Origin of the sequence: Marinomonas sp. THO17 (assembly GCF_040436405.1) — a bacterium.
Lineage (GTDB): Bacteria > Pseudomonadota > Gammaproteobacteria > Pseudomonadales > Marinomonadaceae > Marinomonas.
Genome location: NZ_AP031575.1, coordinates 3,193,536 through 3,213,396, shown reverse-complemented (window position 1 = coordinate 3,213,396; position 19,861 = coordinate 3,193,536). Strand labels below are relative to the sequence as shown.

The 19,861-nt window shown below is 44.6% G+C and carries 16 protein-coding genes; 6 read left to right on the top strand and 10 right to left on the bottom strand.

What is annotated here, in order from left to right; translation table 11 throughout:
* Window positions 1-35 precede the first annotated feature (35 nt).
* From glmM to rlmE, 4 genes are all read right to left on the bottom strand, one after another.
* Window positions 36-1,385, bottom strand: coding sequence for a phosphoglucosamine mutase (glmM, locus tag ABXS85_RS15195; RefSeq protein WP_353667372.1), 1,350 nt, complete (start codon window positions 1,383-1,385; stop codon window positions 36-38).
* Window positions 1,385-2,218, bottom strand: a complete 834-nt coding sequence (folP, locus tag ABXS85_RS15190; RefSeq protein ID WP_353667371.1) for a dihydropteroate synthase — start codon at window positions 2,216-2,218, stop codon at window positions 1,385-1,387. Before folP ends, glmM begins: the two co-directional genes overlap by 1 nt.
* 28 nt (window positions 2,219-2,246) lie before the next feature.
* Window positions 2,247-4,214, bottom strand: coding sequence for an ATP-dependent zinc metalloprotease FtsH (gene ftsH, locus ABXS85_RS15185; protein WP_353667370.1), 1,968 nt, complete (start codon window positions 4,212-4,214; stop codon window positions 2,247-2,249).
* A 69-nt stretch (window positions 4,215-4,283) separates the two neighbouring features.
* A complete protein-coding gene (rlmE, locus tag ABXS85_RS15180; RefSeq protein WP_353667369.1) occupies window positions 4,284-4,874 on the bottom strand; it encodes a 23S rRNA (uridine(2552)-2'-O)-methyltransferase RlmE in 591 nt (196 codons plus the stop codon).
* A gap of 129 nt (window positions 4,875-5,003) precedes the next feature.
* On the opposite strand from rlmE, the gene ABXS85_RS15175 reads away from it, so the two are divergent.
* Window positions 5,004-5,306 carry a YhbY family RNA-binding protein gene (locus ABXS85_RS15175; protein ID WP_353667368.1) on the top strand — a complete coding sequence of 101 codons (303 nt, stop codon included), beginning with the start codon at window positions 5,004-5,006 and terminating at the stop codon, window positions 5,304-5,306.
* 180 nt (window positions 5,307-5,486) lie between these two features.
* The gene (locus ABXS85_RS15170) at window positions 5,487-6,326 is read left to right on the top strand and encodes a hypothetical protein (RefSeq protein WP_353667367.1); all 840 of its coding nucleotides are present in this window, start codon (window positions 5,487-5,489) and stop codon (window positions 6,324-6,326) included.
* A 167-nt stretch (window positions 6,327-6,493) separates the two neighbouring features.
* On the opposite strand, the gene erpA is transcribed toward ABXS85_RS15170, so the two are convergent.
* Both erpA and prfC read right to left on the bottom strand, forming a co-directional pair.
* A complete protein-coding gene (gene erpA, locus ABXS85_RS15165) occupies window positions 6,494-6,841 on the bottom strand; it encodes an iron-sulfur cluster insertion protein ErpA (protein ID WP_353667366.1) in 348 nt (115 codons plus the stop codon).
* Between the two features lie 69 nt (window positions 6,842-6,910).
* Window positions 6,911-8,500, bottom strand: coding sequence for a peptide chain release factor 3 (gene prfC / locus ABXS85_RS15160; protein WP_353667365.1), 1,590 nt, complete (start codon window positions 8,498-8,500; stop codon window positions 6,911-6,913).
* A gap of 299 nt (window positions 8,501-8,799) precedes the next feature.
* Here prfC and ABXS85_RS15155 point away from each other — a divergent pair, with 299 nt between their 5' ends.
* From ABXS85_RS15155 to fhuB, 3 genes are read left to right on the top strand one after another with little or no spacing between them, the layout of a single operon-like run.
* Window positions 8,800-9,564, top strand: coding sequence for an ATP-binding cassette domain-containing protein (locus tag ABXS85_RS15155; RefSeq protein WP_353667364.1), 765 nt, complete (start codon window positions 8,800-8,802; stop codon window positions 9,562-9,564).
* Between the two features lie 32 nt (window positions 9,565-9,596).
* Window positions 9,597-10,469 (top strand): ABC transporter substrate-binding protein, encoded by an 873-nt coding sequence (locus ABXS85_RS15150; RefSeq protein WP_353667363.1) that lies wholly within the window; start codon window positions 9,597-9,599, stop codon window positions 10,467-10,469.
* On the top strand, window positions 10,469-12,445 hold the full coding sequence (gene fhuB / locus ABXS85_RS15145; protein ID WP_353667362.1) for a Fe(3+)-hydroxamate ABC transporter permease FhuB: 1,977 nt from the start codon (window positions 10,469-10,471) through the stop codon (window positions 12,443-12,445). Before ABXS85_RS15150 ends, fhuB begins: the two co-directional genes overlap by 1 nt.
* Before the next feature lie 129 nt (window positions 12,446-12,574).
* On the opposite strand, the gene ABXS85_RS15140 is transcribed toward fhuB, so the two are convergent.
* Entirely contained in the window at window positions 12,575-15,703 is a 3,129-nt protein-coding gene (locus ABXS85_RS15140; protein WP_353667361.1) for an efflux RND transporter permease subunit, read from the bottom strand.
* A gap of 3 nt (window positions 15,704-15,706) precedes the next feature.
* Window positions 15,707-16,897, bottom strand: coding sequence for an efflux RND transporter periplasmic adaptor subunit (locus ABXS85_RS15135; RefSeq protein ID WP_353667360.1), 1,191 nt, complete (start codon window positions 16,895-16,897; stop codon window positions 15,707-15,709).
* Between the two features lie 93 nt (window positions 16,898-16,990).
* Between ABXS85_RS15135 and ABXS85_RS15130 the strand changes: the two genes are divergently transcribed.
* Window positions 16,991-17,563: a TetR/AcrR family transcriptional regulator gene (locus ABXS85_RS15130; protein WP_353667359.1), complete on the top strand. Its 573-nt coding sequence runs from the start codon at window positions 16,991-16,993 to the stop codon at window positions 17,561-17,563.
* Here ABXS85_RS15130 and ABXS85_RS15125 read toward each other — a convergent pair.
* Both ABXS85_RS15125 and ABXS85_RS15120 read right to left on the bottom strand, forming a co-directional pair.
* Complete coding sequence (locus ABXS85_RS15125; RefSeq protein WP_353667358.1) at window positions 17,560-18,450, bottom strand: DMT family transporter; 891 nt, start codon at window positions 18,448-18,450, stop codon at window positions 17,560-17,562. The genes ABXS85_RS15130 and ABXS85_RS15125 overlap by 4 nt on opposite strands.
* 189 nt (window positions 18,451-18,639) lie before the next feature.
* The gene (locus tag ABXS85_RS15120) at window positions 18,640-19,824 is read right to left on the bottom strand and encodes an FAD-dependent monooxygenase (protein ID WP_353667357.1); all 1,185 of its coding nucleotides are present in this window, start codon (window positions 19,822-19,824) and stop codon (window positions 18,640-18,642) included.
* Window positions 19,825-19,861 lie beyond the last annotated feature (37 nt).

Genomic DNA, 19,861 nt, shown 5'->3' with positions numbered 1-19,861 from the left:
ATTTATTTTTATTGAGTGATAAACCTAGTGAGTAGTTATACCGCTGTCTGCTTCGCTGCAACAACAGCGTTAACTTCTTCCACTAAAAAATCTACCAATTCATCCACTGTTTCATCATCACGTCCTTCAACCATGACGCGTATTAAAGGTTCGGTACCAGAGGCCCTTAACAGCACACGACCTAAGCCATTTAATTTTTCATTTGCCGCTGCGATGGCTTTTTGCAAAGCAGGCTCTTCGTTCGGTACAAAACGTTCGGTAACACGAATATTTTTTAGTTTTTGTGGAAACTTAACCAAACCAGAGAGCAACTCATCCAAGGCTTTGTCTTCTTCAACCATGGCTTGCAAGACTTGTAAAGCGGCAACAATACCATCACCTGTGGTCGTGATCGAGCGACATACAATGTGCCCTGAAGGCTCACCCCCCAACACCCAACCATGTTGCACCAGCTTCTCGTTTACATAGCGATCGCCAACGGCCGCCCTACTAAAACCTATGCCGGTTTCAGAAAAGGCCAATTCAAGCCCAAAATTACTCATCAAAGTACCAACAACACCGCCACTAAAGCGACCTGTCGACATGAGATGATTGGCAATAATATACAAAATATCATCACCATCTCGAACCACACCGTTACGATCTACTAAAATCAAACGATCGCCATCACCATCCAAAGCGATACCAATATCAGCACCTTCCGCCAAAACATTTTTTCGCAAAAGTTCTGGCTTAGTTGCACCACTGAATTCATTAATATTCAATCCATCTGGATTGGCGCCGATAGGAATAACTTCGGCACCTAATTCGGAAAAGACTCGAGGCGCAACGTGATAAGTCGCCCCATCAGCGCAATCCACAACAATCTTAAGACCACTTAATTGCAAACCAATTGGGAAGGTACCTTTACAATATTCTATGTAACGACCAGCAGCGTCATCCACCCGTCGTGCACGCCCAATTAAACTGGATTCCACTACTTCCATAGGTTGATCTAAAAAGTACTCGATACGTTCTTCAATTTCGTCGGAAACCTTACCACCTTCGGCTGAAAAAAACTTTATACCGTTATCGTAGAAAGGATTGTGAGAAGCACTGATTACTATGCCTGCACTGGCACGAAATGTTCTTGTTAAATACGCGATGGCAGGCGTTGGCATTGGCCCGACCAAACGCACATCAGCACCAGCAGCAACAATCCCGGCCTCTAATGCCGATTCAAACATGTATCCGGAAATACGCGTATCTTTACCGATCAGTATTTTCTTATCTTTTTCTTTAAACACTTGGCCAGCAGCCCAACCCAGCTTCAACATAAATTCAGGTGTAATTGGGTGAGTGCCAACCTGGCCACGAATACCATCTGTTCCAAAATACTTACGCATTACTCTTCTCTCTCAATACGCGACATTAACGTCAACATGTCCACGTGTGGCTTAACATCATGAACTCGAAACACCCTTGCTCCGCGTGCAAAAGCTGCTGCATTAGCGCCCATAGTACCATGCAAACGCTCTTCCACTGGCAAGCCCAACACATCCCCTATCATGGTTTTACGAGACACACCTATCAGGACATTAAAGCCTAAACGCTTAAAATCCTCTGTATGTTGCAACAACTGCAAATTGTGCGACAGTTGCTTACCAAAACCTATGCCCGGATCCAGCAAAATCTTATCGGCAGTAATACCAACTTCTTCACAAGCTATTACACGCGACAGCAAATAATCACTGACTTCTTTTACTACCGCTTGATAATCTGGCTGTTCTTGCATAGTTTGCGGCATGCCTTTCATGTGCATCAAACACAGAGGCAACTGTGTTTGCGCTGCCGCTTGCAAGGCCCCTTGACGCTCTAAAGCACGTACATCATTAATCAAGCCTGCATGCAATTTCGCAGCACCTAGCATGACTTCAGGCGTGCTGGTATCAACCGAAACTATGGTATCAAAACGAGATTTTATTGCTTCAACAATGGGCAACACACGATCTAACTCTTGCTGCAAAGACACAGGTGAAGCGCCGGGACGAGTGGACTCTCCACCCACATCTATCATGCTAGCGCCTTCACTGATCATTCTTTCGGTTTGACGTAACGCAGAATCGAGGGAGTTGAAAGCACCGCCATCTGAAAAAGAGTCTGGGGTGACATTCAATATCCCCATAACATGAGGAAGGGATAAGTCGAGCGACTTATCCCCAAATGACATTAACGACATGAAATATCCATATCTGAGTTAATTTGTATTAATCACCAGCGGGTCGCGAAGAAGCTCCACCTACCACACCATCAGATGAATCCTTTACATCGTCCAATGACACTTCATCCTTTGGCTCATCTTCAACAGGAGTTTGCTCACCCCCCTTAGGAGAATTCGCACTTGGATCAGACCAACCTTCAGGCGCAGAAGGTTTTTTACCTTCCATGATCTCTTTAATCTGTTTAGCATCAATGGTTTCGTACTGCATCAAGGCTTCCGCCATGACATCCAATTTATCACGATTATCAGTCAGAATTTGAGTCGCTTTCTGATAACAACGATTGATGATTTCCTGCACCTCAGCATCAATCACTTTTCCTGTTTCTGGCGAGAAATAGTTAGCTTTGCTGCCGGTAGAACTTGCAATATAAGCACCAGAGTTATCGTCTTCCTCGTAAGCAAAAGGCCCCAATTTTTCAGACAATCCCCACTTGGTGACCATGTTACGAGCAACACTAGTGGCACGCTCTATATCGTTAGAGGCCCCTGTCGTTACCCCTTCAAAACCAAGGGTAATTTCTTCTGCAATACGTCCACCAAACAACCCAGAGATATAACTCTCTAATCCCAGCTTACTCTCACTGGTTTGATCGTCTTCTGGCAAGAACATAGTCACACCCAAGGCACGACCACGTGGAATAATGGTGACTTTGTAAACTGGATTATGCTCAGGCATTAGATAACCAACAATGGCATGGCCCGCCTCGTGATAAGCCGTATTCAGCTTCTCTTTCTCTGACATCACCAAAGTCTTACGCTCAGCCCCCATCATGATCTTGTCTTTCGCGAGATCTAGCTGTTCCATATTCACCAAACGGCGATTAGAACGGGCTGCGAACAAAGCGGCTTCATTGACCAAGTTTGCAAGTTGAGCACCAGAAAAACCTGGCGTTCCTCTAGCCAAATCACGCGGTTTCACGTCATCATCACAAGGCACCTTTCTCAAGTGCACTTTCAGAATCTGTTCACGACCACGGATATCTGGCAAACCAACCTCAACACGGCGGTCAAAACGGCCTGGACGCAATAAAGCGGAGTCAAGCACATCTGGTCGGTTGGTGGCAGCAATAACGATAATACCTTCGTTACCTTCAAAACCATCCATTTCCACCAGCAACTGGTTCAAGGTCTGTTCACGCTCGTCATTACCACCGCCCATACCTGAGCCACGGCTTCGGCCCACTGCGTCGATCTCGTCAATGAAGATGATGCAAGGCGCATGTTTTTTCGCTTGTTCAAACATATCACGCACACGAGACGCACCCACACCGACAAACATCTCAACGAAATCTGAGCCAGAAATCGTGAAGAAGGGTACTTTGGCTTCACCTGCGATGGCTTTTGCCAACAAGGTTTTACCTGTACCTGGTGGGCCACACATCAAGATACCACGTGGAATTTTACCTCCCAATCGCTGAAATTTGCTTGGCTCACGAAGAAAGTCCACCAATTCTTCAGTGTCTTCTTTCGCTTCATCACAACCAGCCACATCAGCAAAAGTGGTTTTGATTTGATCTTCTGGCAGCAGACGCGCTTTGGACTTACCAAAGGACATTGGGCCGCCTTTACCACCGCCACCGCCTTGCATTTGACGCATGAAGAACATGAAGATGGCAAGAATTAATAGAATCGGGAAACTGGCAACCAACAACTGAGTCCAGATACTCTGTTGCTCAGGCATACGACCTTCCACCACAACGTTTTGAGCCAACAGATCATCCATTAATTTAGGATCCGATGCCGCCGGACGAACCGTGTCAAAACTGTCGCCGTTGCTACGAGTACCGCTAATGGTGTATCCATCGACAACCACTTTGGCGATACGACCGTCTTGCACTTCTTTAACAAACTCAGAATAAGAAATTCGGTTTGTTTCCGATGTGGTATTAAAATTATTAAAAACTGTTAGTAGCACAGCCGCAATGACCAACCACAACAGTATATTTTTTAGCATATCGTTCAAGAGCACACCTCTTAACGGTTAATTTTAAGTATTCTGGCTATCATACCAGAACATTTCACATTAACCCTTATATTGTCTTCCTAATAAATAAACTTCACGACTTCGCGCCCGAGAAGCATCCGGTTTTCGCGTGACAACAGAGCCAAACTGAGCTCGCATGGCTTTTAGATATGCTTCAAAGCCTTCGCCTTGAAACACCTTAACCAAAAAATTACCACCAGGACGCAACACATGTGCCGCCATATCGAGAGCAAGTTCCACTAAATACATAGCCTGAGGCTGATCTGAGGAACTGTTACCACTCATATTGGGGGCCATATCGGAAATTACAAGATCGGCTTTCTGATCACCAATTTCCATTAATATGGCCTCATACACTTCTTGTTCAGTGAAATCCCCTTGCACAAAACGCACACCTGGCAATGGCGCCATTTCGAGAATGTCTGAGGCCACTATGGTGCCTTTATCTCCAACTAACTTAGCCGCAATTTGCGACCAGCCACCTGGTGCAGCCCCCAGATCCACCACCGTCATTCCGGGGCGCATCAACTTATCCTTTTCATTAATTTCGATCAACTTGTAGCTCGCCCTAGAGCGATAGCCATCTTGTTGGGATTTTTTGACATAGGGATCGTCAAAATGTTCCTTCATCCAATTGTTACTACTTTTTGACCTTGCCACGTTTTCATCATACCTAAATCAGTCAATATTCCGCTATAATATCGCTTAACCTCTTAAGCCTCCAATAAAGAGGATTAACCAAGATGAGAAAAATTTACTATGAGTCTGACAAACGTCCAAAAAAAACAGTACCGTTTAATCGGTCACGGCCTTAATCCTGTCGTTATGATAGCAGGAAACGGTCTTACTGAAGCTGTCCTAACAGAAATAGACCGAGCTCTAGAAGACCACGAATTAATCAAGGTTCGCATCAGCATTACAGATCGCGATGTGCGCACTGCCATCATTGCAGAAATCAGCAAAATCATGAAATGCGAGACCGTACAAGTTATCGGTAAAGTAGCCCTTTTGTACCGCGCTGCATTAGAACCCAATCCAAAGTTATCAAATCTATTGCGTTAATCTCGTGCCTACTAACGCACAAAGCCTACAAGGAAGTGGGCTCACACTCCTCCCAATTCATTACTACTTACAATTAGTTTACTTCTTTATGATAGTATTTTTGTGCAATAAGTGCGCAAAATACTAAACTCTTAATCACCTTTGCCGATAGCTTTGCACAGCGATCAAAGGAGCCGCACCATGCTATTCATTGAGGCATTGAACAGAACCAGTACTAAACCAACTGACAGAAGAATTCTGAGCAGAGGTAAGTCACGCTTGTTCATTAGCAGTAAAGACTCAGTAGCTCTCAGCAGCGCGGCTAACCAAGTGAAAGAAATTCATGTAGACGCCAATATAAAAGAACCTTTAACTGCCTCCAGTAGCATTTTTGCCAACTTACTGGAGCACGTTTTACACTATTTAATCCAATCCAATCTTAAAGTGTATTCGCCAGAAGAGCTCGAATTGGATCAAAAAGATTGGCAACTTTTTTTACAAGTTCCTCCAATTGGTATGAATGACAATGCTCCCAAAGCAGGATATGGTGCACCGGCCATTAAAAATCACCCACCTGCTAAACAGCTTATTTTTCATATTCCGGTAAAACCAGCTTATGGTTTAGCAACTGAGATGACCTTGTTGATGTCTCCTCATAAAGGCTCGCCAGAAGTACCAAGCTTTTTCTATAACTTGCCAAAAGAAACCCGCTTGGCACCTTTGAATACACCCTATTCACCAGATTTCATTGAACAGCAGCTAACTCACTATCATATTCTTTTAGATCAAGACGGTGAGGCAGACCAACTGTCGGCCCTTTATGCGCAAGTAAACCAAAGCAAACTGCTCGAAATAGGCCTACCTACTGCCATACGCGGCCTGAGAATTTGGAAAGTACGTAATAAAGTGCTGACACCCGTAATACTAGGTGATGAAAAGATTGGACTTATCTTCATTGGTCACCACAAACCTATCGATAGCAGCATCATCAGCGAGCAAGAACGCGCTCGTCAAGCCAGAAAACTCTACACCAAAGCTTAAATGACCTAGCCCTACAGGGATGTAAACAGAGATAAAAAACGAAAAAGGCCTTCACCAAAATGAAAGCCTCTTTATTTATTAACCAAGTAACTATTAGCATTAACCAAGTAACTATTAGCATTAACCAAGTAACTATTAGCTAAGTTTTTTTAACTAAGCTTTGAAAACTAAATACTAAAGCTGGCACCACAGCCACAAGTAGAAGTAGCATTTGGATTTTGTACCGTAAAGCGCGAGCCTTCTAAGTTCTCTTTGTAGTCCACTTCTGAACCCACCAAATACTGAAAACTCAAAGGATCAACTACTAAGGTCACACCATCACGTACTACTTCGGTATCGTCTTCCTGATGCTCTTCATCAAAGGTAAAGCCATATTGAAATCCGGAACACCCACCACCCGTCACGTAAACACGCAACATCAAGCGTTCGTTTTCTTCCTCTTCAATCAGGGCTTTTAGCTTTGCTGCCGCTGCTTCTGTAAATTCAATTGGATCGACTGATTCAACCCCACTCATGTTTTAACACCATATAAAATTTGAATGGTTAAATTATCCGCTTAACCAAGTATTTTAGTCAAGTATTGATCAATGCTCGCGAGTCGCTCGGAAGGTAACCTCTGGAAAACGCTCTTGTGCCAAGTTCAAATTCACCATAGTTGGTGCAATGTAAGACAAGTTATCACCGCCATCCAATGCCAAATTAGCCTGGTTTTTACGTTTAAACTCTTCCAAAGTCTTACTATCTGCGCAATCGACCCATCGAGCCGTTGCCACATTCACGGCTTCATAAATAGCTTCTACATTGTATTCTGCCTTGAGACGAGCCACGACCACATCAAACTGAAGAACACCAACTGCACCCACAATCAAATCATTGCTTTGCAATGGACGGAAAACCTGCACGGCCCCTTCTTCCGAAAGCTGCACCAGACCTTTTAGCAACTGCTTTTGTTTCAATGGATCTTTTAAACGGATACGGCGGAATAATTCTGGCGCAAAATTCGGAATGCCAGAAAATTTAAGATTTTCACCTTGCGTAAAGGTATCGCCGATCTGAATCGTACCATGGTTATGCAAACCAATGATGTCACCAGCAAACGCCTCTTCTGCACGAGATCGATCTCCTGCCATAAAGGTAACCGCATCAGAAATGCTGATGTTTTTACCGATACGTACGTGATTCATTTTCATGCCCTGCTTGTAGGTGCCCGATACAATACGCATAAATGCAATGCGATCACGGTGTTTTGGATCCATATTGGCTTGAATCTTAAAGACAAAACCAGAAAATTTTTCTTCCGTTGCCTCTACTGCACGTTCTGTTGTTTGTCGTGGCATCGGCGCAGGTGCCCATTCCGTTAAACCATCCAACATATGGTCAACCCCAAAGTTGCCCAATGCCGTGCCGAAGAATACTGGCGTCAGCTCACCTTCCAAGAAAAGCTCTTTATCAAACTCATTTGACGCGCCAATCACCAACTCCAGCTCTTCACGCAATTGTGCAGCCAGTTCATCGCCGACTGCCTCATCTAATTCGGGATTATCTAAGCCTTTTACCACACGCAATGCTTGAATCGTATGACCCTGCCCTGTGGAATATAGCACAGTCTCATCACGGTGAATGTGATACACGCCTTTGAACTCCTTACCACAACCTATTGGCCAAGTAATCGGCGCACACATGATGTTTAATTCATTTTCCACCTCATCCAACAATTCCATTGGATCACGAATATCACGGTCTAACTTATTCATGAAAGTCACAATAGGTGTGTCACGCAAACGCGTCACTTCCATCAATTTACGAGTACGATCCTCAACACCTTTGGCCGCGTCGATGACCATAAGACAAGAATCTACCGCTGTTAACGTTCGGTAAGTATCTTCCGAGAAATCTTCGTGTCCCGGTGTATCCAAGAGATTCACCAAGCTGTCATTGTACGGAAACTGCATCACAGAAGTGGTAATAGAAATACCACGTTCTTTCTCCATGTCCATCCAATCCGACTTAGCATGCTGGTTTGAACCACGACCTTTTACCGTACCTGCAGATTGAATCGCACGTCCGAATAGCAAGACCTTTTCAGTAATGGTGGTTTTACCCGCATCCGGGTGGGAAATAATGGCAAATGTGCGACGTTTATTCACTTCGCTAATAAAATTGGCTTCAGCCATGTAAACAATTCTCCGCTTTGCACCCTACACGAGTGCAAACATAAATGAACACTTGCTCCGAGCAAGGTCGCTCCAGAAGCTTTTAAAAATTGTGCGTATTATACGCCTCTATTCATTAAAGGCACGCCTTGAATCACTTTTTAAATCGAGACAGTAAAAAGAAAGGTAAAAGAGTAAAAACCAGATTATTATTGCAAACAATTTGCATTATCATTAGCAAGACTAATAAAATGTAACAAAATGTGTGCTTGTTTAATAACAAGCTCAGTTTTCACTCAACTCTAATTTGGCTTTCTAGAATGATTGAATCTAAGAATCTGCAGTTCCGCGTTGGTGATCGCTCACTTTTATCCGATTTTTCCATGCAATTTAAACCCGGTAAGATTTACGCCTTGGTCGGGCACAATGGCTCAGGGAAATCGACCCTACTAAAACTTTTGGCGCAGCAAGAATCACCAAGTGATGGCAAGGTTATGTTAGATAATAAAATTTTATCCGCTTGGCCGAGTAAGAAATTTGCGCAAAAAGTCGCTTACCTCCCTCAACATACCCCTTCAACAGACACACTTACTGGACGTGATTTGGTCGGATTTGGGCGCTACCCTTGGCATGGCTTGTTAGGCCGTTTAACCAAGCAAGACAAAGCCATTGTTGAAGAAGCCATGCAGTTAACCGATACCTCGGATTACGCAGATCGTATGGTGGATACCCTATCTGGAGGTGAGCGCCAACGTCTGTGGCTCGCCATGTTACTGGCTCAACGTTCCGAATATTTGCTGCTTGACGAACCTCTTTCTGCTTTAGACATAGCGCATCAAGTCGACATGTTAAAACTGATCAAAAAGCTGAGCCAACAGCTCAATCTTGGCGTCATTATTGTTATCCATGACATCAATATGGCGGCTCGTTTTTGCGATGAAATTATTGCCTTACACAGCGGCAAGCTAATTGCGGCTGGCGCTGTCGATGAGCTATTCGATCAACAACATTTAAAACAGATTTACGATATTGACATGCACGTGGCTGATCACCCTGCAGGCTACCCAGTTGCCATGCCAATTTAACAGCCTCGACACTCAACTTAATGAGAATTCCCATGATTGTTCACTCGATAATACGCTTAGGGCTGATGAGCTTATTCTTGTGCCTAAGCAGTTGGACCCTGCATGCTGAGTCACAACGCTTCGCAGCCATTGACTGGTCTCACACTGAAACCTTACTAGGTTTAGGAGTAACACCAGTCGGAGCCACAGATGTAGCCACTTATAATGCGTGGGTTAAAGAGCCTAAAATTCCAGCAGAGACGGTTGATATCGGTTTACGAACGCAACCTAATTTGGAGCGTTTAGCAGAGATAAAACCCGACCACATATTTGTCTCCCCAGCTTATCAATATCACCAAACTAGGCTGGAAAAAATCGCCCCAGTTACCGCAATTTCTATCTATGCTGATGGCAAAGCGAACTGGCAAGCGCTAGAAGACTTTACTCAAACCATGGCATCTGCCATTGGTAAAGAAGAGGTTGCAAAGCAACTCATTCAAACCTCTAAAGACACCTTTCAGCAACTTAAGAAGTCATTATCAAGCAAACCTAAAACCAATCTACTGATGATTCAGTTTATGGATACTCGTCATGTACGCATATTCGGTCAAAACAGCATGTTTCAAATTGCTCTGAATCAGCTAGGCATCAAAAATGCTTGGGATGGGAAGACAAATTCTTGGGGCTTTAGCCTAATTGGTATTGACCAGTTATTGGGCATGAAAGGGCAATTTGTGGTGGTGGATCCACTTCCTGCGGGTACCAGAGAACATCTTGAACATGATCAACTCTGGCAATACTTAATTAAAGAATCGGGGCACCCAGTATTGAACATTGAACCAGTATGGAGCTTTGGTGGAATTCCGTCTACTGTGCGCTTTGCCAAGCTTATAACGTCCGCTATACAAGAGCAGGAGGCAAACTAATGCGTGTTCTACCTTTTAGCTTCATCACTCTTCTCTTATTAGCCGTATTGGCCATTAGCTATGCACAACTGACGGCACAATTACCACTAAATTTGGCGATACAAAGTATGACCAATACGGACTGGCAGTCAGTCGTCTCGATAAAGTTATCTTTGACTTGGTGGCCAAGGGTCTTTACTACCCTAATTTGTGGTGCCGCTCTGGCAGTCGCTGGCGTGTTAATGCAACAAGTTTTACGCAACCCTATTGCTTCACCCTCCACTTTAGGGGTCGCAACTGGCGCCAGTTTTAGCTTAATGCTAGCCACCTTATACGCCCCTTGGTTAATCGAAATATCACACAGTCTGGTTGCTCTGATGGGAGGCTTAATCACTATGGCACTGGTCTTTGCTTTGTCATGGCGACGTGCTCTATCCCCCACCATTGTGGTCATAACAGGTTTGGTGATTAATCTCTATTTTGGTGCCTTTAGTACGGTTCTTTTGATTCTGAATCAAGAACAACTCTCAGGTTTAATGATTTGGGGAGCGGGCTCTCTGGTACAGACTGGTTGGGAAAATGTTCATTACTTATTTCCTAAAGTCATCCTCGCAATTGGCGCTGCTTTTCTCTTCCTCAAGCCTTTAAGTCTATTGGAGTTAACGGAATCAGGTGCAAAAAGTTTGGGCGTATCTTTAGCTAAACTACGCTTTATTTGCCTAGGTTTAGCGGTGTTATTAACCTCATGGGTAGTGGCAAGTGTGGGGGTAATTGGCTTTATTGGCTTAGCAGCGCCTGCAATCACACGCCTGTTGGGCGTACGTCGACTGGCGCCCAAACTCATCATCGCCATGATCATAGGCGCCTTACTGCTCACATTGGCAGACTTGTTAATACAAGCACTACCGGGTTACATGCCGATGTATGTTCAAACCGGTGCCGCCACAGCAGTATTAGGGGCACCACTAATGTTGTGGCTATTGCCCAAACTCTCCATGAAAAACCAAACTCAGACCGAAACGGTACTGACCCGCCACACGCCCAAAATACGCTATTTTAGCAGAACATCCCTGTTACTCACGGCACTGATACTGTTTTTAGGAGTAGGGATTTTTTCCACCTTCTCAGTGCAAAACCAAGGCTGGCAATGGCTAGTACTCAATGGTGACTGGTCCATGCTTGATTGGCGTTTACCCAGATTATTAACTGCAGTGTTAGGTGGCACTATGTTGGCCGTAGCTGGTACCATTATTCAACGCATCAGTGGTAACCCTATGGCGAGCCCGGAAGTGATTGGTATTAGCTCAGGTACGGCTATTGGTTTAATTCTATCCTTGTATACGGGCCTGGCTACTGGGATTACAGGAATGTACATAAGTGGTTTGATCGGAGCGGTATTAAGCATGCTGATTATTGTTTTGCTAAACCGTAAGTCTGGCTTCCAACCTGAACGGGTCTTATTAACTGGTGTCGCCATTACCGCTTTGATGCATGCGATTCAAACCATCATCCTAGCAGGCGGTGATCCGAGAAACTATCAATTCCTTGCATGGATGTCAGGTTCAACTTACAACGTCACTTATCAAACCTTACTCATGACACTGGTCATTACCATAGCATTGGTATGTTTGGTTTTTCTGTTTACAAAGTGGTTAGACATTTTACCTTTAGGCCAAGCAAGCGCCCAGTCGTTAGGAATGAAAGTAAGTCGTTCGAGATTGTTACTCTTGGCTCTTTCAGCTTGCTTAACTGTTTCTGCAACCTTAGTGGTTGGACCACTCAGCTTTGTTGGTCTAATGGCCCCACATCTAGCTCGCATATTAGGCTTTAATCGCGCTAAAGAACATTTGCTTGCTGCGGCCTTAGTAGGCAGCTTCTTAATGTTATTTGCTGATTGGTTAGGCAGACAATGGCTCTATCCGCAAGAAATCCCAGCCGGTATGGTAGCTTCTGTTTTAGGTGGCTTGTATTTGTTGTGGGGTCTACAACGACTATAAAAAACGACTATAAAACAAACGACTATAAAATAAACGAATATCAGCCAAACAAAAAAGGAGCCAAGAAAATCAAGGCTCCTTTTTTTTGTTCTTTTACTTTTGTTTTTTTACTGTTTATCCAGTCTTAACTTACTCTTCAGCCTTAACAGTCGACAAAGCTTCTGGTCGTTTTGAAAAAATACGACGTACAATAACGAAGAATAAAGGCACAAAAAAGATAGCTAAGAAAGTGGCCGTCAAAGTACCACCAACAATACCTGAGCCAATCGAGATTCGGCTGTTTGCCCCAGCTCCAGTAGATAGGGCCAAAGGTAAAGTACCTACGACAAAAGCCATGGAAGTCATAATAATTGGACGCAGACGCAAACGTGCTGCTTGTGCTGCTGCATCCCATACATTCATTCCTCTACGGTAACCTGCTTCCGCAAATTCAACGATCAAAATAGCGTTTTTCGAAGACAAACCTATGGTTGTCAATAAGGCCACCTGAAAATACACATCGTTTTCCAATCCACGTAAATGCGCTGCAGCAGCAGAACCTATCACCCCCAGTGGGATCACCAATATGACAGATAATGGTACCGTCCAACTTTCATAAAGCGCTGCCAAACATAAAAACACCACTAAGATGGAAATCGCATAAAGCATTTGCGTTTGACCGCTAGACAAACGTTCTTGATAGGACAAACCACTCCATGCCCCCGTTGTACCTGCAGGCAAAGCATTCGCCAAACGTTGCAACTCATCCATTGCCGCACCCGAGCTAACGCCATTGGCGCCAGAACCTTGAATTTCGTAAGACGCCGTGCCATTAAAACGAGTCAGAGTTTTAGGCCCATAAGTCCACTCACTTTTAGCGAACGCAGAAAAAGGCGTCATGGTGTTATCACTTCCACGTACATACCAGTGCTGTAAGTCTTCCGGTGATGAACGATATTCCGCTTCACCTTGCATGTACACCGTTTTTACACGACCTCGATCCACAAAATCATTGACATAACTACCAGCCCAAGCGCTACTGAGTGTCGAGCTGATATCCGCCATAGACAGCCCTAGAGCCGATGCTTTTTCCTGGTCGATATCAATATGCAACTGGGGTGCTTCTGATTGTGCACCTAAACGCACCCCGGCTAATAGTGGGCTAGCATTAGCGTCTTGTAATAAAGAATCACGCATCGCCATTAAGGTACTTCGATCAGTATTACCCGAAGCTAATAGCTGAAAGGTAAAACCATTACTTTGCCCCAATCCTTGGATAGACGGCGGAATCAAAGAAAAAATCATCGCATCCTTGATACCTGCAAAAGCACCATAAGAGCGACCTACAATCGCACTCGCACTATTGGCGGGGCCAATTCGTTGACTCCAATCTTTCAATGCAACGAAAGCCAGGCCTGCGTTTTGCCCTGTACCCATAAAGTTAAAGCCAGAAATAGTGAAAATAGCATCTACATTCGCTTTTTCCGCTACCATGAAATGTTGTTCGATTTGACGCATTATCTTATCGGTACGAGACATAGAAGCGCCTTCTGGTAATGATACCATCACCATCACTCGCCCTTGGTCTTCAGTTGGCAAGAAACCAGATGGCAAGTTCATCATCAAACCACTCAAACCGGCTACTATGGCACCATAAACCAGCATCCAACGAAATGGACGCTTGATGATACTGCTCACGCCACCAAAATATTTATTGGTGAAACGATCAAAATTACGGTTAAACCAAGCACCTAGACCTTTTTTCTCATCATGATGATTGGGTTTGAGCATGGTCGCACACAAGGCGGGAGTCAAAGTCAATGCCACTAATACAGACAGTGTCATTGCCGCCACAATAGTCACTGAGAACTGACGATAAATTACTCCAGTAGAACCACTGAAAAAGGCCATTGGCAAAAATACCGCCGATAAGACAACAGCAATACCGATCAAAGCACTGGTGATTTCTTTCATGGATTTGATCGTCGCTTCACGGGCCGACAGTTTTTCCTCTTCCATGATACGTTCCACGTTTTCCACTACCACAATAGCGTCGTCCACCAGCAGACCAATCGATAACACGATACCGAACATGGTCAAAGTATTAATGGAAAAGCTAAACAGCTCCAATACCCCAAAGGTGCCTAACAACACGACAGGAACTGCAATGGCAGGAATTAAGGTGGCTCGCCAATTCTGCAAGAAGACAAACATCACAATCACCACCAAAGCGATGGCTTCAAACAAGGTTTTTACCACTTCTTCAATGGAGATTTTAATAAAGCTAGTATTGTCTACAGGGTAAGAGAGTTTATACCCGTCTGGGAGGTTTTTTTCCAAACTGCCCAAAGCATTTTTCACCGCTTCCGATGTCGACAATGCGTTAGCACCTGGTGCCAACATCACAGCAATACCTGAGGCTGGGTGACCATTCAAGCGTGGGATAAAGGAATAAGATTCACTGCCTAATTCCACTTTAGCCACGTCACTCAAACGTACCGTGGCGCCGCTGTCATCATAAGTCAAAATGATGTTTTTAAATTGATCTGCTGTTTGCAGTTTGGATTGAGCTGTCACAGTAACGTTAAGCTCTTGGCCCTTAATAATTGGATAAGCCCCCAAACTGCCTGCGGCAACTTGAGTATTTTGCGCTTCAATGGCCGCTGAAACATCAGATGGCATTAACTTATACGAGGCCAATTTTAAGGGATCCAACCAAATACGCATGGCATACTCAGCACCAAAAACACGTACGCTTCCCACGCCATCAACACGTGCAACCGGATCCTGAATACTGGATACTAAATAATCCGATATATCATTGGCCGTATCGTTATCCGTTTCATCATACAAGGCTGCAACCAGTAAAAAATCCGAATTTGACTTAGCAACTGTTACACCATTTTGTTGAACCGAATTGGGTAAGCTGGAAGTCACTTGTTGAATCTTATTCTGCACTTGCACCTGAGCAATATCTGCGTCTGTTCCCTGTTCAAAGGTCACATTAATAGTGGCACTACCAGATGAACTACTCGAAGAAGAAAAATACAACAAGCCATCCAAACCAGTAAGCTGTTGTTCTAAGATTTGCGTCACACTGTTTTCAACCGTTTCCGCAGAAGCCCCGGAATAAGTAGCACTAATGCTAATGGTTGGTGGTGCCACATTTGGGTATTGTGCAATCGGCAAGTTATTAATAGACGCCAAACCTACCAACATGATCGCAATGGAAATTACCCACGCAAATACAGGTCGATTAATAAAAAACTGAGCAAACATAGATTAATTCCCTTGTGCTGCGGAAGTCTTATCGCTGGATACAATTTCACCCGTTTCAGGATCACGTACCATTGGAGAAGTCGTCACTTCGCTTCCAGTACGAACTTTCAAAGAACCTTCCACAATCACTTTGTCGCCGGCATTGATACCCGACAATACCAACCACTGATTACCAATAGCACGGTCAACAGTCAGAATGCGCTTCTCTACTACATTTTTATCGTTCACTACATAAGCGATTGGGTTACCTTTCACGTCACGCGTTACACCCTGTTGAGGAACTAACAAAGCTTGAGTATGAGTGGCCTCATGTACAAAGCCGCGCACAAACATGCCGGGCAATAACAAATCATCAGGATTAGGAAACTCAGCACGCAAGGTCACACTGCCGGTATTTTCATCCACACTGACTTCACGTGCTTTTAACTGACCTTGATATTCGTACTTGGTACCATCTTCTAACACTAAGGTAACGCGGTTTGAGCCTCTTTCCACTTCTTCTTGCTTAAGCAAGTTACGCTGTTTTAGCTGATCCAAGCTGGTTTGCGCTAGATCAACGAAAATAGGATCTAAAGAACGTATAGTTGTCATCACAGTAGTTTGACTACCAGTAACCAAAGCACCAACCGTCACCTGCGAAATACCAATGCGGCCATCAATCGGAGCACGAATTTTGGTATAGCCTAGGTTGATCTTGGCGCTTTCTAAAGCCGCTTCGGACCCCCTCTGACTGGCTTTGGCTTCCAAATAAGCGACTTGAGCATCATCCAAATCTTGTTGAGAGACATTATTCTGCTTACGCAGTTCTTGATAACGTTCATATCTAAGTTGAGCGGATTTTAGACTGGCCCGACTGGACTCTAGGTCCGCTTGAGCTTGCTTATAGGCAGACAAGTAAGTGGCATCATCCAACTCATATAAAACGTCACCCGTTTTAACGTCTTGCCCTTCTTCAAAGAAACGCTTTTCGACAATGCCGCCCACTTGCGGGCGAATTTCCGCCACCAGACTGGAGGTAGTTCGACCTGGCAATTCTGCAACGAGTTCTGCCGCTTGTGGTTCTATGGTAATGACACCCACCGCTACTTTTGGAGCGGCTGCAGCATTATTTGCAGACTTTGCCGGTTCTTCCTGACAGCCCGCCAGTAATAATATAAGCAATAAAGCTGATGCGTATTTGAATTTAGACAACATTGAGGAGACTTCCTTTAGAAACATTGAGAATGATCATTCACAAAACTATAATCTAAGCCAAATCCCAAATATACGATCTAAACGTGCAAATAAATGAGAAGTAATAAAGAGCCTTGTCACAAGGACCAACGCATCCAAAAAATTATTGATGCTACGGAACAACATGTACTGACTAAAGGTTTCCACAAAGCCAGTATGAGTGAGATTGCCAAATCCGCAGGGTTAAGTGTGGGACAAATTTATCGTTACTTTGCCCACAAAGATGACATTATTCGCGCCCTAGTTGAGCAGTCTACACAGAAAAAATTACACTTTATGTCATCCTTTCTAGATAAAGAAAAATGGCTAGATCGTCACTTTCTGGACGACAGTGAGGAAACCTATAAAATCCGCGTTATGCATGCTGAAATCCAAGCCGAAGCAGCGCGCAATCCAGTAGTATTCAAGATATGTCAGGACTCACAAACGCGCCTCCATAAGCATGCGGTAACCTTACTACAAAAGAAAGTACCGGAAATGACTGAGGCTGAAGCCAGCGCGAAAATCGAAATCTTGGTGACTTTAACTGAAGGTTTGTTCGCCCGCTGGGAATTTCAGCAGCGCCCTCTTAGTCAGGAAGTCACAAGGCTTTACAACCAAGTGATCGATCAGATTCTCCCCGATTAACCAAGCTTAAAACGACGTAATATAGAGCGAACTTGCGGCCAACGGCTCACCAACATGGCAACAAAAATCAGCATACAGCCAAATATTTGTCCTACATTCATCGTTTCATTGAACCAAAACACAGCGAAAATAGCCGCCCAGACTGGCTCAAGATTGATGATCACGGCAGCATGACTAACTGGGGTAAGACTCATGCCGTAGGTTTGCAATAAAAAACGTAAACTACTGGCAATTAAAGCGCTGGCCAAAAACCAACCTGCAACACTAACACTGATACTATGGGGTAGCGTCTCAAATAGCAAAGACAACCCAAGCAACACGCCACCTGCGGTGAATAATTGAATGGCCGTCAATACCAGAACATGCATGCGCAAAGAAAAACGTGCCAAAAGGTTAAGCTGTAAAGCGGAACCCAAGGCGGCAGCTAAAAAATAAAAATGCGCTAATTCAAAATCCAATCCGTTGTTCAAAGCCAAAAAGCCCAAACCTATCACGGCAAAAGGTAAAGCGACCCAAATACTCATTGGCGTTCGTTCAGCAAACATAAAATGCGCGACCAAAGGAGCTAACACCACGCCTAGGCTAGTAATAAAAGCGCCTACTCCCAAGTTTGAACCTTGATCCAAACCTGTCACCCAAAACATCATGGTGACGCCAAACAAGACACCAACTAAGCAAGCTTGACGAACACTTTGCCAGTTCAAGCCATAAAAGAACTTTTGTCCTACTAGAAACAAGACAAAACCCGCTACCAAAAAGCGCATCCCCATGAAAAATAAAGGTGGCAGGCCGACTAGAGCTTCTTTTGAAAAAATCCAACCAAGACCGGCAATAATGGTTACCAAGACTAAAATGGCTTCGGCTTTAAAATGACTGGCCTGTTTCAATGGATGTCCTTATTAATCATGCCCTTTAAGGGTACGTACGGTGACGCAAAAACCTGAATACTTCTGCTAAAGCCGCCGCCTCAAGCAAGAGTACTGCACATAACCAACCAGCGCCAGTGACAACACTTTAATCCATGAGGAAGCGATATTCCGCTTTATTCACTACAAGCTCGCTTTTCTTGTGTTTGATTAGCTTGTGACATCATGACCATAAACAAAGTCTAACTTAGACTGAATAATCTTAGGTGCCACAGCAGTAGCAAGCTGCATGGCTTTAAGTTTGGCTTTGCCTAACACACCGCCATGCATATGATACAAGCCTGCATTGGCCGCAGACATTTGTTGAATTTTAGTCGTTCTGGGTTTGCGAATGGCTTCATAATTCATTAGAGCTGTAGGTACATCATGCTCACCGAGCTGCTTGGCCAACACATAAGCATCCTCTATCGCCATGGCCGCACCTTGTGCCATAAAGGGCAACATAGGATGACAAGCATCGCCCAATAATCCCACTCGATTGTCATGCCATTTGCTTAGCTCAGCTCGAGCATTGAGTGACCAGATAAAACTGCTTTTCGCAGCGTCCAACAAACCTGTGACTTGTGGATGCCAATCCGCAAAGGCATGACGCAAATGCGAAATGTCGCCCTCTTCGCGCCATGATTCAGACCGCCAGACGGCTTTCTCTTCCACCGCCACAAAGTTCACTTGCTTACCACCACTTACATAGTAAGTCACTAGATGCTTACCAGGCCCAGCCCAAACACAGGCTTCAGGCTTGATGGCTACTGCCAAATCATCGACAGGAATCACACCTCGCCACGCCACTTGCCCCATGAAGGTCGGTTGCTCTGGGCCCAACAAATGTTCGCGAATTTTTGAGCGGATACCATCCGCACCGATCAGCACATCTCCGGTAAGGGTTTCGCCATTAGCAAGTTGCAACACCACTTTATCCGCTTCTTGTTGATAACTCATCACAGGTGAATTCAAACGGATGGATACACCAGCAGACTGACAAGCCTCTGCCAACACGGCGTGTAAATCCGCACGATGCAAATGCCAATAAGGTGCGCGATAGCGGAATTCCGCCGCTTTACCCAAAGGCGCGCGCAGATAATATTCGCCACTGCGATAATCACGAATACTGGCGTATTGGGGTTCAAAGGCGAGAGCTTGCAATCTGCCTTGCAAACCCAAGGCACGTAATACCTTGCTGGCGTTCGGACTAATCTGTAAACCTGCGCCCACTTCCCCTAACTGCGTGGCTTGTTCACAGACCACAACTTGCCTACCACCTTGCGCCAAAGCTAAGGCAGCGGTTAACCCACCAATGCCAGCACCCGCTATGATTACCTGCTTTACTTGATCCAATCTCTTTGTCCTTCAACGTATAAGGTCACTTTGCTTC

What these genes read in the sequence shown, in the direction of transcription:
- glmM (WP_353667372.1), bottom strand. Translation starts at nt 1,385, where the DNA reads ATGCGTAAGTATTTTGGAACAGATGGTATTCGTGGCCAGGTTGGCACT.
- folP (WP_353667371.1), bottom strand. Translation starts at nt 2,218, where the DNA reads ATGTCGTTAATGTCATTTGGGGATAAGTCGCTCGACTTATCCCTTCCT.
- ftsH (WP_353667370.1), bottom strand. Translation starts at nt 4,214, where the DNA reads ATGCTAAAAAATATACTGTTGTGGTTGGTCATTGCGGCTGTGCTACTA.
- rlmE (WP_353667369.1), bottom strand. Translation starts at nt 4,874, where the DNA reads ATGAAGGAACATTTTGACGATCCCTATGTCAAAAAATCCCAACAAGAT.
- ABXS85_RS15175 (WP_353667368.1), top strand. Translation starts at nt 5,004, where the DNA reads ATGAGTCTGACAAACGTCCAAAAAAAACAGTACCGTTTAATCGGTCAC.
- ABXS85_RS15170 (WP_353667367.1), top strand. Translation starts at nt 5,487, where the DNA reads ATGCTATTCATTGAGGCATTGAACAGAACCAGTACTAAACCAACTGAC.
- erpA (WP_353667366.1), bottom strand. Translation starts at nt 6,841, where the DNA reads ATGAGTGGGGTTGAATCAGTCGATCCAATTGAATTTACAGAAGCAGCG.
- prfC (WP_353667365.1), bottom strand. Translation starts at nt 8,500, where the DNA reads ATGGCTGAAGCCAATTTTATTAGCGAAGTGAATAAACGTCGCACATTT.
- ABXS85_RS15155 (WP_353667364.1), top strand. Translation starts at nt 8,800, where the DNA reads ATGATTGAATCTAAGAATCTGCAGTTCCGCGTTGGTGATCGCTCACTT.
- ABXS85_RS15150 (WP_353667363.1), top strand. Translation starts at nt 9,597, where the DNA reads ATGATTGTTCACTCGATAATACGCTTAGGGCTGATGAGCTTATTCTTG.
- fhuB (WP_353667362.1), top strand. Translation starts at nt 10,469, where the DNA reads ATGCGTGTTCTACCTTTTAGCTTCATCACTCTTCTCTTATTAGCCGTA.
- ABXS85_RS15140 (WP_353667361.1), bottom strand. Translation starts at nt 15,703, where the DNA reads ATGTTTGCTCAGTTTTTTATTAATCGACCTGTATTTGCGTGGGTAATT.
- ABXS85_RS15135 (WP_353667360.1), bottom strand. Translation starts at nt 16,897, where the DNA reads ATGTTGTCTAAATTCAAATACGCATCAGCTTTATTGCTTATATTATTA.
- ABXS85_RS15130 (WP_353667359.1), top strand. Translation starts at nt 16,991, where the DNA reads ATGAGAAGTAATAAAGAGCCTTGTCACAAGGACCAACGCATCCAAAAA.